Below are 18,416 nucleotides of genomic sequence, written 5' to 3' on the forward strand. Positions count from 1 at the left end.
GTGCAATTCGGAATTTACGGAACTTTTGATTAAGTTGGGATTAACTCTCCGGGTCGAAGTTTTGCCCATTTGCCTGTTTCTTCTTTGAAACTGAGACATCCGACAACATCCCATTCCATCTCAATGTGATCGCCACGATCGCGAATATTGACGTTAATCGTGGGTTCGGTTGCTTCAAAATCAGGCGTTTCGGTTAAATGAGGCTGTTCGTGTTGAGTTTCGACTGCATTGTAGGTTGTGCAGCGATCGACGTAATGGCAATTGACGCAAATACACATAACTCTGCTTCAGGATAGAGTGGACGGCATTTCGAGCAGGATTTTCTGTTACTCTAACTCAGGCGCATTCAATTCTTCATCTCATTTTAGGTTGAGTTATGTTGCGCATCGGAAGCTGAAAAGTTTTCTCTGACTGGTTTTTTGTTAAATTACGACTTCGATCTAGGGTTGGCTGAACGCAGTGAATTTGCAGTTAGAACATTATCGCAACGTGGCATTGGTTTCCTCGGCACTCTCTCCGGAGACGTGGCCTTTCAGTCTCAAGTGGCTACCCGATTCTGCCTGTTTGGTTGGCGGAACGGTACGCGATGCGCTGCTGGATCGGCATTCTGAGTATCTCGATTTGGATTTTGTGCTTCCGAGTGGTGCGGTCGAGACGGCGCAGGCGATCGCGCGACATTATCGGGCGGGGTTTGTGGTGCTGGATGCGGAACGACAGATCGCCCGAGTAGTGTTTGAACAAGGCACAGCTGATTTTGCTCAGCAGGTGGGAGCGACTCTTGAGGATGATTTGCGACGGCGCGATTTTACAGTGAATGCGATCGCTTATAACCCGCATACGAAAGATTTGCTCGATCCGCTGCATGGTTATGAGGATTTGCAGCGCAAGCGGTTGAGAATGGTGTCGATCGAGAATTTAGCAGAAGACCCGCTGCGGTTGTTGCGTGCTTATCGTCAGGCAGCACAGCTTGGATTTTCACTGGAACCGGAGACTCAACAGGCAATTCGTCACCTGGCTCCAAATTTGAGCAAAATTGCAGCGGAACGGGTGCAATCCGAACTGAATTATCTATTGGGATCAGCGCGAGGAACGGGCTGGATTAAAACTGCCTGCGAGGATGGATTGCTGCAAGATTGGTTGCCGAGTGCCACGATCGAGCATTTAACGCAGGTTGGGGCGATCGATGATGTCACAGTTCATATTCAGGAGAATTGGACGGAATTCTGGTCAGAATTGAGCCGAACCGTGCGCGGAACGCCGCAGGCTTCTGAGGCGAAAGGCTCTGTTCGGACGTGGGTGACGATCGCGAAACTTGCGAGCCTCCTGCCTGAAGATCCCGCGCTCGCCGAAGCGCAGTTGTGGCGACTCAAGTACAGTCGGGCTGAAATTCAAGCGGTCAGTACTGTTGTGAAGGCGTTGCCGCACTTGCGATCGCCGGAGATTTCCAATTGGTCACGAGCCGAACAGTATCAATTCTTTCAGTCGATTGGCGCGGTTTTTCCAGCGATCGCACTGCTCGGTCTCGCGATGCGGATTCCGGTCGAGACAGTGCGACGATTGGTCGATCGCTTTTTAGATCCGACTGATCCGGTTGCACATCCGCATCCTATTTTGACAGGTCAAGATTTGATGACCGGACTACGCATTCCGCCGAGTCCTCAGATTGGTCGATTATTGGCAGCGTTGCAGTTAGCGCGGGCAGAGGGCAAAATCACGAACCGTGAAGAAGCATTAGCTTTTGCGCAGACATTGCTATAAATTTTTCATCTTCGCGATCGCGAGATTCGAGCTAAGCTGTAATCTGGATTACGTTTTCGATTTAGGAAAACGTTAAGGGGACTAGAAAAAGCCTCACCTAATGCAATATAATCGTCAACTGCGTCTAATTTACAGCTAAGAACGTGTCAAGTTAAGGGGTAAACAATGGCTAAGCGCCGTAACCAAAAGAAAGAAAAAGCTCTGCGTAACCAAGCTTACGCGCGGAAGTTCCGTAAGCGCACGAATACAGGTCGCTTCGGGAATCGGGGCAGACGGGATGGAAACCGCGATGAGAGTGATGGTAATGCTGAAGGCGATACCCGCGTGTCTGAAGGGGCAGCGGACGTTTAAGATCGATTGAATTTTTATGATTCATCCATAAAATCCCCTAGCTCTGAGGAGTTGGGGGATTTTGAGTTTAGCGCGTTTTACGATCGACAAATTCATTCAACCCTTCACCAAAAAGTGAGAGTCCGACGACCATGATCGTCATCGCGAGTCCAGGAAATAGGGCAGTCCACCAAATTCCTCCGGTGGCTAAAGCATCTAGCGATTCTCTTAAATCATGCCCCCATTCTGGCACTTCGGCGGGCAAGCCTAACCCCAGAAATCCTAAGCCACCGAGAGTGAGAATCGCATCTGCCGCATTCAAAGTAAATAAGACGGGAACGCTCTGAATCACGTTGGCAAATAGATATTTAGAGAGCACACGCCAGGTTGAAGCGCCCATCGCTTGTGCTGCTTCGATGAAGAGTTCAGTCTTGACGCTGACCGTCTGGTTGCGAACGACTCGATAATACTGAGGAACATAGGCAATACTTAACGCGATCGCTGCGTTGAATACGCCTCGCCCAACTACAAATGCCAGCGTGACCGATAAGAGCAATCCAGGCAAGGTGTAGATGGTATCCATGAGAAATAATAAAGCGCGATCGAGCCATCCCCCTCGATATCCGCTCACCATGCCCAACGGCACTCCGATAATCAAGCTCAACGCCGTTGCTAAAATCACGACTTGAATGGCGGCTTGAGTGCCAAATAACGTTCGTGAAAACACGTCATAGCCGAGATTTGAAGTTCCAAACCAATGCGCAGAACTCGGAGCCGCATGGGGGGGATTATCCAAAAATTCGGTTGGACTTTGCAGCAGTCCGATCGCTTGTAGTATCGGTGCAAGCAGCGCGATCGCGACAAAGACCAGAACAATTGCAGCCCCAATTCGCATCATTTGACGCGAGAGGGACGGGCGTTCTGTTGCATTGAGAAACCGGGGCAGGCGAATCGAAGTCATGAGCAACACGATCGATAAATTGATTCGCTGATCATACCTGCTCGGTTGAATAGTTGATGAAATCGAGCGGCTCGCGCTTAGATTGATTTGCGATCGCGAATTTTTCGTAACATCAATCGCTGTTCAGCCCGTGCGATCTCACGATTAGCGGTTTCAACCGCAGAAAGATTGACCGAAATCGCATCTATTCCCGACTCAATTAAGCAATCGACGAACTTAGGCGTGAGCGCTGCTTGTGTTGAAATCGTACAAGGAATGTTGAGCTGATGCGCCGTTTGGATTAATTGAGCGATCGCAGCCAGCACAGCAGGATGAGACTCATCAAAACTCTTTGCCATTGCACTGTGATCGCGATCGACTGCCAAAATTAACTGCGTCAAATCACTCGTTCCAATACAAATTCCCTGCACACCTGCTCGAACATAATCCGGCAACAAAAAGAGAACTGAAGGTACTTCTGCCATGATCCAGGTCGGCAGATCCAACAAACCCGCTTGCTCAATTCGACGGCGGCAAAAGATAAATTCTTCAACGGTTCGCACAAACGGCAAAATTAACCGCAAATTAGAACATCCTGCATCAACCGCTTGTTTTAACGCAGCGAGTTCAAAATCAAATGATTCTGAATTTTGAAGATAGCTGAGTGTGCCGTGCATCCCTAGCATCGGATTGGCTTCAGCCGCAGACTGAAATTCATGCGATCGCAGATCTAAACTGCGATAGAAAACGGGACGTGGCGCAAACGATCGAGTAAAGTGCTGGATCTGATCCGACAGTTGAGCATTCAACTTTCCGCCGAGCAGCAATTCCGATCGCAACAGTCCTACCCCGTCAATTTCAAGGTCGATCGATCGCTCAATAGAATCCGTTTGGCTGAGATTCAACATTAATGAAGTCGCATTGAGATTCCATCGTGAACTCGATGAAATCGGCTTGGTTACTGCTTGTGGCTGAGTCGTCCGCTCAACGCCCCCTGTATCACCATTGACTAAAATTAGGTCTCCCGTGTGAATGCGCTGCGTCGCATCAGTTGCGCCTACAACTGCGGGAATCCCCAATTCGCGTGCCAAAATTGCTCCGTGGCTGGTCATTCCGCCTTGTTCAGAGACGATAGCCGCCGCAGATTTGAGGAAGGGAACCCAACTTGGCAAAATCATAGGAGTGACCAAAATCGATCCCTCAGGCAGCGAAAATTCGGGAAGGTGGAGATCGGTGAGGACATAAGCAGGCGCGATCGCGACTCCAGGAGCGGCAGCAAGCCCAGATGAGAGAGTATTTTCAGCAGGTTGTGGGGAAGGCAGTTGATTCACGATGGGGTCACGGTCATGCACTTGGGTGATGTAAAGCTGTGAGGGATAGAATTGCCACTCCAGAACAGCAGGAGTATGCAAGGTTTGAGCTAATGAAAGCAAAGCGAATTGCTGAGGCGGCTGTAAGATTGAAGCCGCCTCGTGAATGGTGAGTCGAGCCAACGGTTCTTCTTTGCCCGCTTGAATCTGATAGGAAACCGTTTGCCGTCCTGCCTGTTGCAGCCGCATTTGATCGCCCTGAATCTGATAGATTTCTGGTGATGCTTCGCCTCGTGCGATCGCAGTTTCTAACCCGCGAGTTGCGGTGAGTTCCCAATTCATCGAATGCGGCTGCAATGATCCAGACGCGATCGCGTCTCCGATTGGCTGCATCATGACCGCAAACTGAATCTGGTGCAGTTCAAGTTTGGCGCTTTGCCAGTAGACTAAGTTTCGCGCCCGAAACAGTTCTGCCCAGAGCGCTTTTAAGCCAGCACCTAAGCTCTGTTGATCTGTCCAGCAGATTTGGGGTTCCAGTAGGCGTGATAGTTCATCAGTTGTCGCCTCAAAATCTTGAATAAAAATCGAGGGGCGCAGAATCACAGCCGGGGGATTGCTGAGCACTGGAAATTGAGCGATCGCGCTTTGAAGCTCGGTGAGCCAAGCCTCCGGCAGTTCAGCATGTTGAATCGTTTGACGGATTTGACGAGCGATCGATTGCAGTTGCTGAGAGTCTTTCAGATTGAGACGGAGCGAGGAAGAAGGCAAATCGGCAAAGAGCGGTTGCAGCCAGTGAATGGTTTCGAGAAAGTTACGAAACCGAGTTGCAATTATCACAACCGTTGGGATGACTGGATAGCCTTTTTGAGCCATCAGACTGAGATGGTATGCTTGTTCTCCAACCATACCCAAGGGTTGAGCTTCAATTTGATGGATTGAGAACAGAGTATCCACAGCCTAAAACTATCAAGATAATTTTCGATTGTACGAGACTCGATCGAGCAATCTGGAATTGATCAGAATAAATGAATGTTTGGGAACGTTGAGATCGGTTTGCTGGTGAAGCGTGATGTTAGACGGGGTTTTAAGTCTGATTTTGCAGAAGTCTTGCCCGTTGTGCGATCGTTCTACCTCAACCTATCTTTGTGCAAGCTGTCGGAAAAGACTAGACCGAGATCAATTTTCAGACCCCACACAGTTCTGGAAGCAGCGAATTTTTGCTTGGGGAAACTATACCGATACGCTCAAGCGTACGATCGCGGCATTGAAATATGAGCGTCATCCTGAGTTAGGAAGATTACTCGGCGAGGAATTAGGACGATCGTGGCTCAAAGCAAGATTGCATCCAGGCAAGCTGACGGTCATTCCAATTCCGATGCATCTTGAGAAACAACAGCAACGCGGTTATAACCAGGCAGAGTTGATTTCACGGGCATTTTGTCAGATCACTGGAGATGCTCATCAGCCCAAAGGATTACAGCGAATTCGAGCAACTGAGGCATTGTTTGGATTGTCACCTCAAGCTCGAGAGCAAACTTTGACGCAAGCATTCGCGATCGGCAAAGGGGCAACACAAAACCGCCCCGTTTTATTGATTGATGATATTTACACCACTGGAGCAACAGCGAGAGCTGCAATACAAGTTTTACATCGACATCAAATTCGCGTACTGGGAATTGCAGTGGTCGCGAAACCAAGCTTTGAACCGCGATCGTAACGTTCTGAAATGAAATCTTCAGTTCGAGAATGGCGGACTCGCTCAGTGAGAGAATCAAATTTGAGGCAGTCGCGATCGAACGGTTCGATCGTGAAGCTGCCCGTCAGCTTTGCAATAGTCCAACCTTGCTCGTCTTGTTCCAGCGGGGTTGGTCGTCATACGAGTCGTAACAGCAATGCAACAATAAACGAGAGATTCAAATGATTGTCAGAAAAGAGACTCCATCCGATATTGAAGCAATCACCCAAGTCACAATATCTGCCTTCAAGACCCTTCCAATCAGCAATCACACCGAGCAATTTATCATCCAGGCGTTACGCAACTCAGGCGCACTAACTTTGTCGCTTGTAGCAGAACAGGACGACCAGGTTGTTGGGCATGTCGCTTTTTCTCCTGTCACCCTTTCTGACGGTTCAGAGGGATGGTATGGTCTCGGTCCTGTGTCAGTAGTACCTAGCCATCAAAAACAAGGGATTGGAACATCGCTCATCAATGAGGGGTTGTCTTTGCTAAAAGAGATGGGCGGACAGGGTTGTGCTCTTGTGGGTGATCCGAACTACTATCAGCGCTTTGGTTTCCGGAACGTTCCAGAACTGATTTATGAAGGGGTTCCACCAGAGTTTTTCCTAGTCTTGCCGTTTACCAAGAAGGTTCCCCAAGGAATTGTGGTGTTTCATGAAAGCTTTTGGGCACATGGCTAGTGTTTCGGTGATCAGCAGATAAGCTCCTCGCGCTCATCACCTCTGTAGAAGGTAGTGCGTTCATTTGAGTGGTAAGCGAACGATCAATTCACTTCCCTGACCAATCGCACTCTGAACTAGAATGTTGCCATTGTGTTGCTTCGCGATTGCAAGTGCGATCGCGAGTCCTAATCCGGCTCCACCAGTCTGGCGAGAGCGATCGCGGCTAACTCGATAAAATCGATCAAAAATTCGCGGCTGGTCTTCAGAAGCAATCCCAATTCCTGTATCTCGAACTTGAATCACTGCATGGTTCGAGTCACAGCCCAGCGAAACTGTAATGTTGCCACCCGCGGGTGTGTATTGAATGGCATTTGTGACTAAGTTAGCGATTAACTGAAAAAGCTGTTCCTCGTTACCTAGGACATAAACAGGATAAGGTACTCGAACATCCAGTCTGAGATCAATATCAGCCGCGATCGCCATTGCACTAAATTCATCTAACACATCTGTCAGCAAAGAATTCAGGCAACACGGTTGATGTTTCACAGGCAAGACTTGCAGATCCATGCGAGACAAGAGCAGCAAATCTTGAACCAGTTGAGCGAGGCGATTGTTCTGGCGCTCGATCGTGTATAGCGTATTTCGAGCTTCTGGTTCTGGTAATGTTTCGAGTTCTAGAACAGATTCAATCGTGGCTTTCGTCGCAGCCAAAGGCGTTCGCAATTCGTGAGCAACATCTGCTGTAAATTGCTGCACTTGTTGATACGAGCGATACACGGGTCGCATCGCTAATCCAGCTAACCACCAACTTGCAGCAATCACAAAAAGAATAGTGATCGGCAGTCCTAGCAGAAAAGTAAGCCGCAAGGTCGCCAAATAGTGGTCGAATTCTTGCAGCGATCGACCTACCTGTAAGTAGCCCCAAGGAGCATGTTGATTATTCTTGAGAAGAATAGAGATTTGGTGATAGCGTTTTCCATCAGGCGTTTCCAGCGTTTGCCAGAGAGATTGTTGTAGCTGATCTGAAATTGCTTTCGGAGGATGTCCATTTGTCGCGATCAGTTGTCCAGATTGATCGAGAAACCGCATGTAATATCCTTCTTGCTGTACGGCTCCTAAAACATGACGTTCTTCTGTCGGTTCAGCACAAAGCGTTGAGGTGAGGCACAGCCCTGGCAGGAGTTGAGAAACACGATCGTTGATCTGTCCAGGCTGCTCCAAGATCGGTTCTAGCCCGTCGTGTAGGGTGCCTGAAACAGATTCTAGCTCTTGATGTAGAGCGTGCCAGTGCGCCTCAGTGAGCAACTGATAAGCCACACCTCCAGACATGACTAGAATCAAGCTCATGACTCCGGTATACCAGCTTGCTAATCGCCAGCGTGTTCGGTTGAAGAGTTGGTTCTGTTGCATCGCTATCCTTTGGCATTCAGGCGATAGCCTAGCCCGTAGACAGTCTCTAGCAGCCCTTCACAGCCATAGTCCGCTAACTTACGCCGCAGAAGACGAATTTGGGCAGGAACCACATTGCTGATGGGATCAGCTTGTAAATCCCAAACTTGATTCATTAATTGGTCGCGAGTGAGAATCTGATTAGGATGCTGCATAAAATACTCCAAAAGCTGAAATTCTTTAGCTGTCAGAGGAATCATTTGTCGTTGAGGCTGAGTCGTCTGAACTGTAGCCGTGCTGTAATCCAAAAGGAGATAACCAACTTGAAGCTGGGGTGGCTGAAATTGAGGCGATCGACGCTGTAAGGCTCGTAGTCGTGCCCGCAGTTCTGCCATGCCGAACGGTTTGACGAGGTAATCATCGGCTCCGGCATCGAGTCCCATGACTTTATCTTCCATACGGTCTTTTGCTGTCAAGATTAGAATCGGGAGGGGATTGTACTGCGATCGTAGCCGCCGACAAAGCTCAATCCCAGATAGTCCTGGTAGTAACCAGTCGAAGATCGCTAAGGTGTAATGAACTTGGGAATTATCAAGACAGTTCCACGCTTCTGTGCCATCTTGAACCCAATCCACAACATACTTATCCCGACTGAGGGCGTGCTGAATTGCCGCCCCTAAATCTGGTTCATCCTCAACTAGTAGTATTCGCATAGAAATTTTTTCAATCAACTTAAGGCTTAGGCTCCTTCTGGAATAGGGGAAAATTTACCGATACCAGGCTTGGTTCCACTGCTGCATTTGAGTAATTTCAGCCATCTGAGATTTGATAATTGATTGAGCAAGATTCCGCATGTCGGGACGATTAGTCCGATTCAGCAGCATCTGAGCCATGTGGACTGCCATTTGATGATGGGGAACCATTTGGCGGATAAATTCTCGATCGAAGTCGGGCGCATTTTTTAATGCCTGCAAATCCATCTCCATGCTCATTCCGCTTTGGTGCATTCCCATCCTGTCTGAGTGGTTCCCCATCATTCCTGAGCGGTTCCCCATCCTGCCCATTCCAGACGACACTGCTGGAACGTTTGTCCCGTACCAAGCCTTGTACCAGGTTCGCATCTGGTTAATTTCGCGGGTTTGGTCTTGAATAATAGATGCAGCTAACCTCTTAATTTCAGAATGTTTAGCCCGACTGGAAGCTAATTGAGCCATCTCTACGGCTTCCTCGTGGTGTGGAATCATCCTTTCAATGAAGTGACGATCGACTTGTCCCATGATGGGTCGTTGAGGAGAATGTGATCTGTTAGCAGGAGTTTGAGAAGTAGGTGCGGCACTGAGACTTTCGATACGACTGATATTGAGTAGTCCTATAACTGTGCTACTAGTTAATAGCCCTGCAAAACTGTAAAGCAATATTTTTCTCATGATGATGTTCCCTCCTTGTAAAAGTCTAGAAATATTAGACTCTTCTTTTCTAAGCTAGGTCTAAATTATGAGGAAGTTGTGAGCGATCGCCAACGGAGTTTAAATCAACAAAACAGTATGGTGTGAATCCTCCTTTCCAAATTCTGCTAGGGCTTCACGTGCTTCCTGATGTGCTAGTCTGACGTACATTCATACTCAGATTAGAAACATGAGTAACGCCTAAGTGAGTATCCATAGCAGTTCTATTCTCAAGCTTGCACAACATCATAAAATTGCTATGAAATATTTGCGGCTCAACATTATTGTTCACACGAACATTGCTCTATCTCAAGGTTGATCTTGCCTAAACGCACCCAATCTTTCATAGCAATTTGAGAATTCTTCGCCAATATGAATATAAGGCAAACGATCCACGATCGAGGAGCGATTCATCATGCACCACGACCACTCGAATCATCCACATCATTCTGATCCGGGATATGTTGGGCACGCCGATCATGAACAACAACTCGAATCAAATCTGCCTAATCCCGCCCCACACCAACACGAGGGTCACGGTCAGCATGGTGGGCATGACCGACACGCAGGGCATAGCCCGGAGATGTTCAAGCGGCGGTTCTTCATCTGCTTGGTGCTGACTTTGCCGATTCTCTATTTTTCGCCACTGTTTCAAGAATGGTTTCGCTATCAGGCGATTGATCTACAAGGAAGCAATTGGATTACGCCAATCTTGGCAACTGTCATTTACTTCTATGGCGGCTGGGCATTCCTGAAAGGTGCTTGGTACGAACTACGAGGCAAGATTGGCATGATGACGCTGATTGCGCTGGCGATCACCGTTGCGTTTGTCTACAGCTTGGCAGTGACGTTTGGTTTGCCAGGTGATCCGTTCTACTGGGAGTTAGCAACACTGGTCGATGTGATGTTGCTCGGACATTGGATTGAAATGGCTTCAGTGCAAGGGGCGAGTCGTGCTTTAGAACATTTAGCAGATTTAGTGCCTGCGATCTCACATCGATTGACCAACGGGCGCATTGAGGATGTCTCGGTGAGTACCTTAACCGAGCACGATCGTATTCTCATTCGTCCGGGAGAACAAATTCCGATTGATGGCGAAATCACTGAAGGTGCTTCGAGTGTGAATGAAGCCTTTCTGACTGGAGAATCTCGCCCAGTGACGAAACAGATGGGTGATGAAGTGGTTGGGGGAGCCGTTAACGGTGAGGGAGCTTTAACTGTTCAAGTGACTCGCACTGGAGACAAAACGACATTAAGCCAAATTATGCGCCTGGTCGAGGAGGCGCAAAGTTCTAGAAGTCGATATCAAGCCTTAGCAGATCAGCTTGCGTATTGGTTAACCTTAATCGCGATCGGCGTTAGCACCTTAACGTTTGTGGTCTGGCTAGCAGCAAACTCAGGCTTAACCTTTGCCATCAATCGTGCCGTTACAGTGTTAGTCATTACCTGTCCTCATGCGTTGGGTTTAGCCATTCCTTTGGTGATCGTAAATGCAACAGCGATGTCTGCGAAGAACGGTATTTTAGTTCGTAGCCGGGAAGCGTTTGAACGAGCGAGAGATATTAAAGCGATCGCATTTGATAAAACCGGAACCCTGACCGAAGGACGATTCGGGGTGCAGCACATGGATACAGACGGCATTAATGAACTAGACGCATTAACCATTTCCGCTTCGCTGGAGTCATTGTCAGAGCACCCGCTAGGACAGGCAATTGTGGGAGAAGCCGAGCATCGCCAGATTCATCTGGTTCAAGCGAGCGAGTTCAAAGCGATTCCTGGTCGAGGTGTGGAAGGAACCGTCAACGCTCAACGCTATCGAGTCGGACGACCCGAATGGGCAGAAGAGTTGAATTTAACGTTTCCGTCAGCGCTACGAAAAGGATTGCAAGAAATTGAATCGCGAGGAGAAAGCGCGATCGTGCTTCTCAACGATCAACAAGTTTTAGCTGTGATTGGATTAGCTGACCAGATTCGAGAACGGGCACGAGAAGCCATTCAGCGATTGCATGAAATGAACATTGAAACCGTGATGATTACGGGTGATGCAGAAGCGGTGGCGAAAACCGTTGCAGCAGAATTGGGCATCGATCGCTACTATGCGCGAGTGCTACCGCAAGATAAGGCAACCCTAGTGCGACGATTAAAAGCAGAGAAACCCACTGCTTTTGTCGGAGATGGTATCAATGATGCACCTGCATTGTTTGAAGCAGATTTGGGAATCGCGATCGGGGCTGGTACCAATGTCGCGATCGAGTCGGCTGACTTGGTGTTAGTGAAAAATGATCCACTCGATGCCACCTATGCTCTTCAGCTTGCCAAAGCCACCTACAACAAAATGATTCAGAATCTATTCTGGTCAACGGGATACAACGTGATTGGCATTCCCTTAGCGGCTGGAATTGCTTATCCATTTGGAATTTTGCTTTCTCCAGCCGTTGGAGCCTTATTTATGAGCATTTCGACTGTGATTGTCTCGATCAATGCGATGCTGCTGCGTCGGGTCAAATTGAGTCATTAATACAGAGCATCACATCAATCTTTTTTTGTAGCCAGCCTACTTTTTGAAACTAAAGCGACCGTTGACTTTTTCGCCACTGATATCGGTCAGAATGGCGACTTTGTATTCTCCTACTGCCGTGCCAGGGAGTAAAGCCGCGTAGTGTTTATCTACGGGGTCATATTTCATGTCTAGAGCTTTCTGGGTTCCGTCTGGAAGTTGAACTTGCGCTGTGACCTTCGCATTGGGAACTGCTTCGTGATTGTCGCCTTTTTGTAAGTAGAAATCTAAATGGGTTCCGTTCGCTTCTGGTTGGGGAATGAATTCTAGATGGTAAACGCCTGTCTCAATAGTCTGTCCTCCTTTTCCACCATGCTTTCCACCGGATTCAGTTTTAGCTGTAGTCGCTGCGGTGCTGGGGGAAGCAGTCGTCGTGGGCGTTGTTGTTGCAGGACTCGCGCTTGGATTTGTAGCGGTGTTACTGCTGTTGCTACAAGCTCCTAAGAGAAGTCCTAGACCGACTATCGTAAGGGTGATCGATTGCTTAATGTTCATAGTTTTTTTGAGGGTGATGATGGGGAAAATTGGGCACGAGAAACTTACTAAACTGCGAATATAGAGCAGGAATCACGAGCAAGGTTAATGCAGTTGAGGTGAAAAGTCCGCCTAACACAACGATCGACAACGGCTGCAAAATTTCCTTTCCCGCTCCACCCGCCACAACCAAAGGCGCTAATCCCAAAGCCGACGTAAAAGCGGTCATCAGAATCGCATTGAGCCGTTCCATCGAGCCTTTGATCAAGACATCTTTGAGCGGCATTCCTTCGGCAAATTTAGTGTTGTAGTTATCGACTAACAGCAATCCATTGCGAGTGGCAACCCCGAACAACGTGACAAACCCAACTAGCGACGCAACAGAAATAACGCCGCCTGTAAGTGCAACTGCAATCACTCCACCGACTAACCCAATCGGCAAGTTGATCATGATCATGGCAGTTGAGGCAATGGATTTGACTGAGAGATACATCAGGATGCAAATGATGACAAATGCGATTGCGCTGAACACCAAAATATTTTGAGTTGCCCGTTCTTCTGCCTCAAACTGTCCGCCATACTGCACAAAGTAGCCAGAGGGAATCGCAACGTTTTGCTTGATTTTGGCTTGGATTTCGTTGACGGTCGATCGTAAGTCTCGTCCACTCACATTGGCGGAGACTACAATCAGACGAGAGACTTTCTCGCGGTTGATCGTATTGGGTCCTGTTCCGTTACGAATCGTCGCTACTTGAGCTAGGAGAATTTTGCCACCACTGGGCTTATCGATGAGAAGATTCTCGATCGTACTCAGGTTATCGCGGGCTTTAGGTTTGAGCCACACGACTAAATCAAACGTTTGCTGAGCTTCTAGAACTTGAGACACGACGTGCCCATTCAGTGCAGTCTCAATCGTGGTTGCTAACTGCCCAATGGATAGTCCTTCTCGTGCAGCGGCATCGCGATTCAATACAATCTGCACCTGATTGATCGGCACTTGTGGTTCAAGCTGCAAATCGACAATTCCCGGTATGGCTTGCATTTGCGCTTCGATTTGTTGTCCGATCGTCCGTAACTGCTCTAAATCTGCACCAAAGATTTTGACCGCAATCTGACTTCTCACCCCCGACAACACTTCATCCATACGATGGGAAATAAATCCACCAATTCCCGTTGCAACACCTGGAAGTTTGGCAAATTCTTCTCGTAGCTTATTAATAGCAGCAGGACGGTCTGCCAAACCCTTTTCACTTAAATCCACATCCAAGTGGGCAAAATTGACTCCTCCTGCATCCCCATCTCCTGGAGCGCGTCCTGAGCGAGTTTGAATGTAATTGAAGCGAGGATCGGTCTTGAGTGCTTCTTCTAGGGCAAATCCAGCTCGATTAGTAACTTCGAGTGAAGTACCTGGATAGAGAGTCAGGGTGTTGACTAAAGTTTGCTCTTGAAATTCGGGGAGAAATTGTCGTCCAAGTGTGGGAACGATCGAGAGCGATATCACCAGTAAAGCCGCGGAGAGCGATAAAATCAGCACCGATCGCCGCATCGCAAACCGCAACAGAGGATGATAAAACCGCTTACAGGCACGAGCAACCCAAGGTTCTTTCTCTTGTAGTCGTCCTTGGGGTAGCAGGATGGCACACAACGCTGGCGACAACACCAAGGATTCTAAACTAGACACCACCACGACAATCAGATAAGCAATGCCCATCGGCGTAAAGATGCGCCCCTCGACTCCGCTTAACGTAAAAATCGGAGAAAAGACTACGGCTCCGATTAGTGTTGCGCCAATCAGCGATTCCCGCACCTCCTGGCTACCTTCGTAGATGACTTCCATCATTGGACGAGGATGAGCCGACAGGCGATTTTCTCGGAGGTTGCGGTAAGTGTTTTCGCCATAGACGATCGCATCATCAACTGCCGTTCCGATCGCGACTGCCAGCCCACCTAGCGTCATCGTGTTCAGCCCTAGTCCTAACCAAGAGCAGACGAGCAAGGCAAACAGCAAGGTGAGAAAAAAGTCGAGCAAGCAGACCGCTAGTGTACGCCAGTTCATCAAAAAGGGAATCAGAATGGCAGCTACAATCACACTGCCTTCAACGAGCGCCGATCGCACATTGTCAACCGATGCAGCAATGTAATCATCTTGGCGAAACGTCACTGCAACATTCACACCTTTAGGCAATCCAGCTTTTAATTCCTCGATCGCGGCTTCTACCGCACGGGTTACGGTCGGCGTGTCTGCTTGCGGTTGCTTATTGATCATGACAATCACAGCAGGCTGACCATTGACACTGCCATCGCCCCGCTTGAGAGCCGCACCAATTTTCACCTCCGCAACATCTGCAAGTCGGACTGGAGTACCTTTGCGAGAGGTGATGACTGATTTCTTTAAGTCTTCGATCGATTCAACGCGCCCAATGCCTCGAATCAGTTTCTCCTGATCCGGTGTGATCAGGTATCCTCCCGGCGCATTGAGATTTGCAGCAGCAGCGGCTTGTGTAACTTGTTCTAGAGAAACATCAAAGGCTTTGAGTTGCGCGGGATCAACGAGAACTTGATACTGTCGAACCTCGCCCCCATACGCGGTTACTTGACTGACTCCGGGAACGGCTAACAATCGATTGGTTACTTGCCAATCGATGAACCGTCGCACGTCCATCATGGAAGTTTGCGCTCCGGATTCGATGGTCAAGGCGACTTTGAGAATCGTGCCGATCGGCGAACTAATCGGAGAAATGCGCGGCGTTTCGATGCCTTCTGGGAGCTTGGTCTGAACTTGCTGTAATCGTTCCGTGACAAGCTGCCGTGCCTGAAAAATGTCGGTTCCCCAATCAAAAATGACTTTAACAACCGAAATTCCCGGCGCAGAGGCAGATCGAACCGCAGTCACTCCAGGCGTTCCATTGACTGTACTTTCAATCGGCAACGTCACCAGTGACTCTACTTCTTCGGGAGCAAGTCCCGGCGATTCTGTCTCAATTTCAACTTGGGGCGGTGCGAACGGTGGAAAGACATCCAGCGGCATTTGAGGAATGGCGCGAACTGTCCAGAGCGTTACGATAATTGCTCCTAGAACCACTACCCAACGGCGTGCGATCGCCCATCTCACAATAGAACTCAGCATAGGTCTAATTCTGGGGACGATCGAACTGTTTCTCGGTCACTTCAGTCGGCAATTTGCCGTTTTGGGATTGAAAATGATTCAGGTCAATCTCTGGATTAGGATGAAATCCATTGGACTCTGCGGGAACAGGTGAAGCAAAGCGTTGACGACGATTCGCCCAATACATCCCTGCCCAGAATGTAGATCCGATCAGCAAACCTCCGATAGGCAGAATTGCCCACCACGGTAAAGGCATGGAACTTTGAGAAGTCACAGTGTTAGGGGAATGATTCGCTTCTTTCTGGCCCCCAGTGCGTAACGATTGCGCGTAGAGTTGAGTGGCTCGTTGTGTAACCACGCGATCGCCATCAAATAACCCGTTTGTGACCTCGACAAACTCTCCCGATTCGCGACCCAGTGAGACTTCGGTTGGTTGGAAAGCTTGACCGTTTTGGACAAACACAATCTTTTTCTTGTCGTTGGTTTCAACGATCGCGGATTTCGGAACAGCCAAAACTGCAACAGGGGTTCGATCTGTTAACACTTCCAGTTCAGCAAACATTCCCGGCTTGAGCGCACCATCAGCATTATCGAGTTCCGCTTTGACCGGAACAACACGAGTATCACCTTGCACCGTTGCACCGATCACACTAATTCGTCCGCGAAACATGCGATTCGGCAAGCCATTGACTCTGACCTGTACCCCTTGCCCTTGTTGAACTTTATCTAAATCTTTCTCATAGATATCGGCAGCGATCAATACACTACTGCCATTTACGATCGTCATGATCTTTTTGCCCGCATCCTGTCCCGATTCGCCGATTGTCGCTTCTCGGTCTGCGACCACTCCAGAAATAGGAGCTGTGATGGTAATTGTCCCGTCTGCATTCGCACTTGCGCCTAACTGCCTCAGTCGAGTTTGATAAGTCTGCCCACTCAATTGACTCTTGGATTGCGCTACATCAACGGCAGACTGGGCGCGTTTAAGTTGTGCCTGAGCTTCAGAGACTTGCAACTGACTTCTAACTTTTGCAAATGCCGCTTTCGCCTCGGCGAGTTTCGATTCGGACTCTAGAACGGTACGGCGGGGGATAGCTCCAGTAGAAAGAAGGTCGCGATCGCGGTCATATTGCTCTTGAGCCACATTTAACGCCACTTGTGCCTGCTGAATCTCGGCTTGAGCAATTCGCTGTTGCTGCTCATAGTTTTGCTGCGCTAGGCGTAAATCTGCCTCGGCTTGTTGAACGCTGCCTATTGCTTCGGACTGTCGATCAAGGGCAATGGTGCGAAGTTCGGCAAGCTCTGGACTAGTCATGATGGCAACGGGTTGTCCTACCCTGACTTGTTCTCCGGGCTTAACCAACAATCGCAACACGGTTCCCCCAACAGGCGTTGTTACCTCTGCTTGTTGATTCGGCTGGGCTTCAATCTGTCCGGTCGTTTTGATACCCGAGACAAGACGTTGACGGCTCACGGATTCCACTGTCAGCCCCATACGTTCTGCGGTAGCAGCATCCACCTCAATCGCTCCCACAGTCTGGACAGGCTGACTGTCATGCTGAAACTCGTTGCCGTGTCCAGCATGCGCTAGCGTGATTTGGGGAGCTACTATGATCAGCAACAAGCCCAAGACGGTTGCAGAAGCACCGCTAGAACGCTTGGGACGGTAAGAAATGTGAAGCATCGGTCGCGTCCTTGATAGAGGTTCGGGGCAGGTTGAGTTCAGCAGAATCTGGAGGAATTCGGCTGCGACACAGTCTGCATGAGCCAAAGGCAGCAAGCAGATACCCAGTCAACAGTTTCGCAGCCAAACCTAAAACTAAGATGAAATGGGCTACTGGTTATACCAAGCTTTCCGCCACTGTTTCATCTGAGCAATTTCCTTCTCCTGCGAAGCGATAATCTCTTGAGCGAGCTTCTTGATTTCTGGACGCTTTGATTTACTCAGAGCATCCTGCGCCATCGTAACGGCTCCCTCATGGTGCGGAATCATCGCATTAATAAAGCGCAAATCGAACTGATTATCCGCAGCCCCTAAATCCATTCCCATCATCATGCCTTTCATCTGATCAGCCGACATCGGCATCATCTGTCCCATCTTCGAGTCATACGCCATCGGAATGCTATTGGCTTTGGGATACCAGGCTTGCCGCCACTGCTTCATCTCTCCAATCTCTTGATCCTGGGCTTTGATGATATCGGCCGCCAGTTTCTTGATTTCTGGGCGCTTGGATTTTTGCTGCGCCTCTTTTGCCATCTCGACCGCGCCTTGATGATGTGGGGTCATGGCATCAATGAAGCGTAAATCAAAGCTGGCATCGGCTGGACCTAAATCCATCATCATGTTGCCATGATTCATACTGCCGTGATCCATATTGCTATGATCCATTCCCAGCATCGTGCTGGCAGCAGGAGAAGAATTGGTAGCAGGATTTTGTCCAGTTGTGGTGGAACAGGCGGCGAGAGTAGCAATTGCAACGATTCCAACAACGGTTTGGGTCGTCGTTGACTTGAGAGATCGTCTTAAAAATCGAGAATTGAACATGGAGCGTTTCATTGAGAGAGGCTGGAGTAATAGAACCTCTTTATTCTGATCTCTCCAGTCAGATAGAGAGTCAAGGGTTGAGGCTAAGGATTTGATAGAACTATCCCTACCGACTAAAAGAACATACAAAAATAAAATCAGGATGAAATAAAGCGACTCATT

The 18,416-nt window shown here is 48.9% G+C and carries 16 protein-coding genes; 6 read left to right on the top strand and 10 right to left on the bottom strand.

Annotated elements, in window-relative coordinates; all coding sequences use genetic code 11:
* Positions 1–29: 29 nt before the first annotated feature.
* Entirely contained in the window at positions 30–278 is a 249-nt protein-coding gene (locus LEPBO_RS0105365; RefSeq protein ID WP_017286512.1) for a Ycf34 family protein, read from the bottom strand.
* A gap of 181 nt (positions 279–459) precedes the next feature.
* On the opposite strand from LEPBO_RS0105365, the gene LEPBO_RS0105370 reads away from it, so the two are divergent.
* The gene (locus tag LEPBO_RS0105370) at positions 460–1,758 is read left to right on the top strand and encodes a CCA tRNA nucleotidyltransferase (protein ID WP_017286513.1); all 1,299 of its coding nucleotides are present in this window, start codon (positions 460–462) and stop codon (positions 1,756–1,758) included.
* Positions 1,759–1,923: 165 nt separating this feature from the next.
* Positions 1,924–2,109, top strand: a complete 186-nt coding sequence (locus LEPBO_RS0105375) for a hypothetical protein (RefSeq protein WP_017286514.1) — start codon at positions 1,924–1,926, stop codon at positions 2,107–2,109.
* A 67-nt stretch (positions 2,110–2,176) separates the two neighbouring features.
* On the opposite strand, the gene LEPBO_RS0105380 is transcribed toward LEPBO_RS0105375, so the two are convergent.
* Positions 2,177–3,049 (bottom strand): ABC transporter permease, encoded by an 873-nt coding sequence (locus tag LEPBO_RS0105380; protein ID WP_017286515.1) that lies wholly within the window; start codon positions 3,047–3,049, stop codon positions 2,177–2,179.
* 77 nt (positions 3,050–3,126) lie between these two features.
* Complete coding sequence (locus LEPBO_RS0105385; protein ID WP_017286516.1) at positions 3,127–5,292, bottom strand: putative PEP-binding protein; 2,166 nt, start codon at positions 5,290–5,292, stop codon at positions 3,127–3,129.
* A 115-nt stretch (positions 5,293–5,407) separates the two neighbouring features.
* Here LEPBO_RS0105385 and LEPBO_RS0105390 point away from each other — a divergent pair, with 115 nt between their 5' ends.
* The 3 genes from LEPBO_RS0105390 to LEPBO_RS0105400 are packed head-to-tail and all read left to right on the top strand — an operon-like array spanning position 5,408 to position 6,756.
* Complete coding sequence (locus LEPBO_RS0105390; protein ID WP_017286517.1) at positions 5,408–6,055, top strand: ComF family protein; 648 nt, start codon at positions 5,408–5,410, stop codon at positions 6,053–6,055.
* Between the two features lie 29 nt (positions 6,056–6,084).
* A complete protein-coding gene (locus LEPBO_RS42810) occupies positions 6,085–6,225 on the top strand; it encodes a hypothetical protein (RefSeq protein ID WP_017286518.1) in 141 nt (46 codons plus the stop codon).
* A gap of 30 nt (positions 6,226–6,255) precedes the next feature.
* A complete protein-coding gene (locus LEPBO_RS0105400; RefSeq protein WP_017286519.1) occupies positions 6,256–6,756 on the top strand; it encodes a GNAT family N-acetyltransferase in 501 nt (166 codons plus the stop codon).
* 60 nt (positions 6,757–6,816) lie between these two features.
* Here LEPBO_RS0105400 and rppB read toward each other — a convergent pair whose 3' ends face one another.
* The 3 genes from rppB to LEPBO_RS0105415 are packed head-to-tail and all read right to left on the bottom strand — an operon-like array spanning position 6,817 to position 9,554.
* Positions 6,817–8,148 carry a two-component system sensor histidine kinase RppB gene (rppB, locus tag LEPBO_RS0105405; protein ID WP_017286520.1) on the bottom strand — a complete coding sequence of 444 codons (1,332 nt, stop codon included), beginning with the start codon at positions 8,146–8,148 and terminating at the stop codon, positions 6,817–6,819.
* 2 nt (positions 8,149–8,150) lie between these two features.
* Entirely contained in the window at positions 8,151–8,840 is a 690-nt protein-coding gene (gene rppA / locus LEPBO_RS0105410) for a two-component system response regulator RppA (protein WP_017286521.1), read from the bottom strand.
* A 54-nt stretch (positions 8,841–8,894) separates the two neighbouring features.
* The gene (locus LEPBO_RS0105415; RefSeq protein WP_017286522.1) at positions 8,895–9,554 is read right to left on the bottom strand and encodes a DUF305 domain-containing protein; all 660 of its coding nucleotides are present in this window, start codon (positions 9,552–9,554) and stop codon (positions 8,895–8,897) included.
* A gap of 433 nt (positions 9,555–9,987) precedes the next feature.
* Here LEPBO_RS0105415 and LEPBO_RS0105425 point away from each other — a divergent pair, with 433 nt between their 5' ends.
* Entirely contained in the window at positions 9,988–12,090 is a 2,103-nt protein-coding gene (locus LEPBO_RS0105425) for a heavy metal translocating P-type ATPase (protein WP_017286524.1), read from the top strand.
* Between the two features lie 36 nt (positions 12,091–12,126).
* Here LEPBO_RS0105425 and LEPBO_RS0105430 read toward each other — a convergent pair whose 3' ends face one another.
* The 4 genes from LEPBO_RS0105430 to LEPBO_RS0105445 all read right to left on the bottom strand — a co-directional run bounded on the left by LEPBO_RS0105430 (position 12,127) and on the right by LEPBO_RS0105445 (position 18,254).
* Entirely contained in the window at positions 12,127–12,624 is a 498-nt protein-coding gene (locus tag LEPBO_RS0105430; RefSeq protein ID WP_017286525.1) for a hypothetical protein, read from the bottom strand.
* A complete protein-coding gene (locus LEPBO_RS0105435; protein WP_017286526.1) occupies positions 12,614–15,730 on the bottom strand; it encodes an efflux RND transporter permease subunit in 3,117 nt (1,038 codons plus the stop codon). Before LEPBO_RS0105435 ends, LEPBO_RS0105430 begins: the two co-directional genes overlap by 11 nt.
* Before the next feature lie 4 nt (positions 15,731–15,734).
* Entirely contained in the window at positions 15,735–17,393 is a 1,659-nt protein-coding gene (locus LEPBO_RS0105440; RefSeq protein ID WP_017286527.1) for an efflux RND transporter periplasmic adaptor subunit, read from the bottom strand.
* 150 nt (positions 17,394–17,543) lie between these two features.
* A complete protein-coding gene (locus LEPBO_RS0105445; RefSeq protein WP_017286528.1) occupies positions 17,544–18,254 on the bottom strand; it encodes a DUF305 domain-containing protein in 711 nt (236 codons plus the stop codon).
* Between the last annotated feature and the right edge of the window lie 162 nt (positions 18,255–18,416).

This window comes from Leptolyngbya boryana PCC 6306, from assembly GCF_000353285.1.
GTDB classification, from domain to species: Bacteria; Cyanobacteriota; Cyanobacteriia; order Leptolyngbyales; family Leptolyngbyaceae; genus Leptolyngbya; species Leptolyngbya boryana.

Bases quoted from the DNA above. Each gene is read 5' to 3' on its own strand.
- LEPBO_RS0105365 (WP_017286512.1), bottom strand. From the start codon at position 278: ATGTGTATTTGCGTCAATTGCCATTACGTCGATCGCTGCACAACCTAC.
- LEPBO_RS0105375 (WP_017286514.1), top strand. From the start codon at position 1,924: ATGGCTAAGCGCCGTAACCAAAAGAAAGAAAAAGCTCTGCGTAACCAA.
- LEPBO_RS0105380 (WP_017286515.1), bottom strand. From the start codon at position 3,049: ATGACTTCGATTCGCCTGCCCCGGTTTCTCAATGCAACAGAACGCCCG.
- LEPBO_RS0105390 (WP_017286517.1), top strand. From the start codon at position 5,408: ATGTTAGACGGGGTTTTAAGTCTGATTTTGCAGAAGTCTTGCCCGTTG.
- LEPBO_RS42810 (WP_017286518.1), top strand. From the start codon at position 6,085: ATGGCGGACTCGCTCAGTGAGAGAATCAAATTTGAGGCAGTCGCGATC.
- LEPBO_RS0105400 (WP_017286519.1), top strand. From the start codon at position 6,256: ATGATTGTCAGAAAAGAGACTCCATCCGATATTGAAGCAATCACCCAA.
- rppB (WP_017286520.1), bottom strand. From the start codon at position 8,148: ATGCAACAGAACCAACTCTTCAACCGAACACGCTGGCGATTAGCAAGC.
- rppA (WP_017286521.1), bottom strand. From the start codon at position 8,840: ATGCGAATACTACTAGTTGAGGATGAACCAGATTTAGGGGCGGCAATT.
- LEPBO_RS0105415 (WP_017286522.1), bottom strand. From the start codon at position 9,554: ATGAGAAAAATATTGCTTTACAGTTTTGCAGGGCTATTAACTAGTAGC.
- LEPBO_RS0105425 (WP_017286524.1), top strand. From the start codon at position 9,988: ATGCACCACGACCACTCGAATCATCCACATCATTCTGATCCGGGATAT.
- LEPBO_RS0105430 (WP_017286525.1), bottom strand. From the start codon at position 12,624: ATGAACATTAAGCAATCGATCACCCTTACGATAGTCGGTCTAGGACTT.
- LEPBO_RS0105435 (WP_017286526.1), bottom strand. From the start codon at position 15,730: ATGCTGAGTTCTATTGTGAGATGGGCGATCGCACGCCGTTGGGTAGTG.
- LEPBO_RS0105440 (WP_017286527.1), bottom strand. From the start codon at position 17,393: ATGCTTCACATTTCTTACCGTCCCAAGCGTTCTAGCGGTGCTTCTGCA.
- LEPBO_RS0105445 (WP_017286528.1), bottom strand. From the start codon at position 18,254: ATGTTCAATTCTCGATTTTTAAGACGATCTCTCAAGTCAACGACGACC.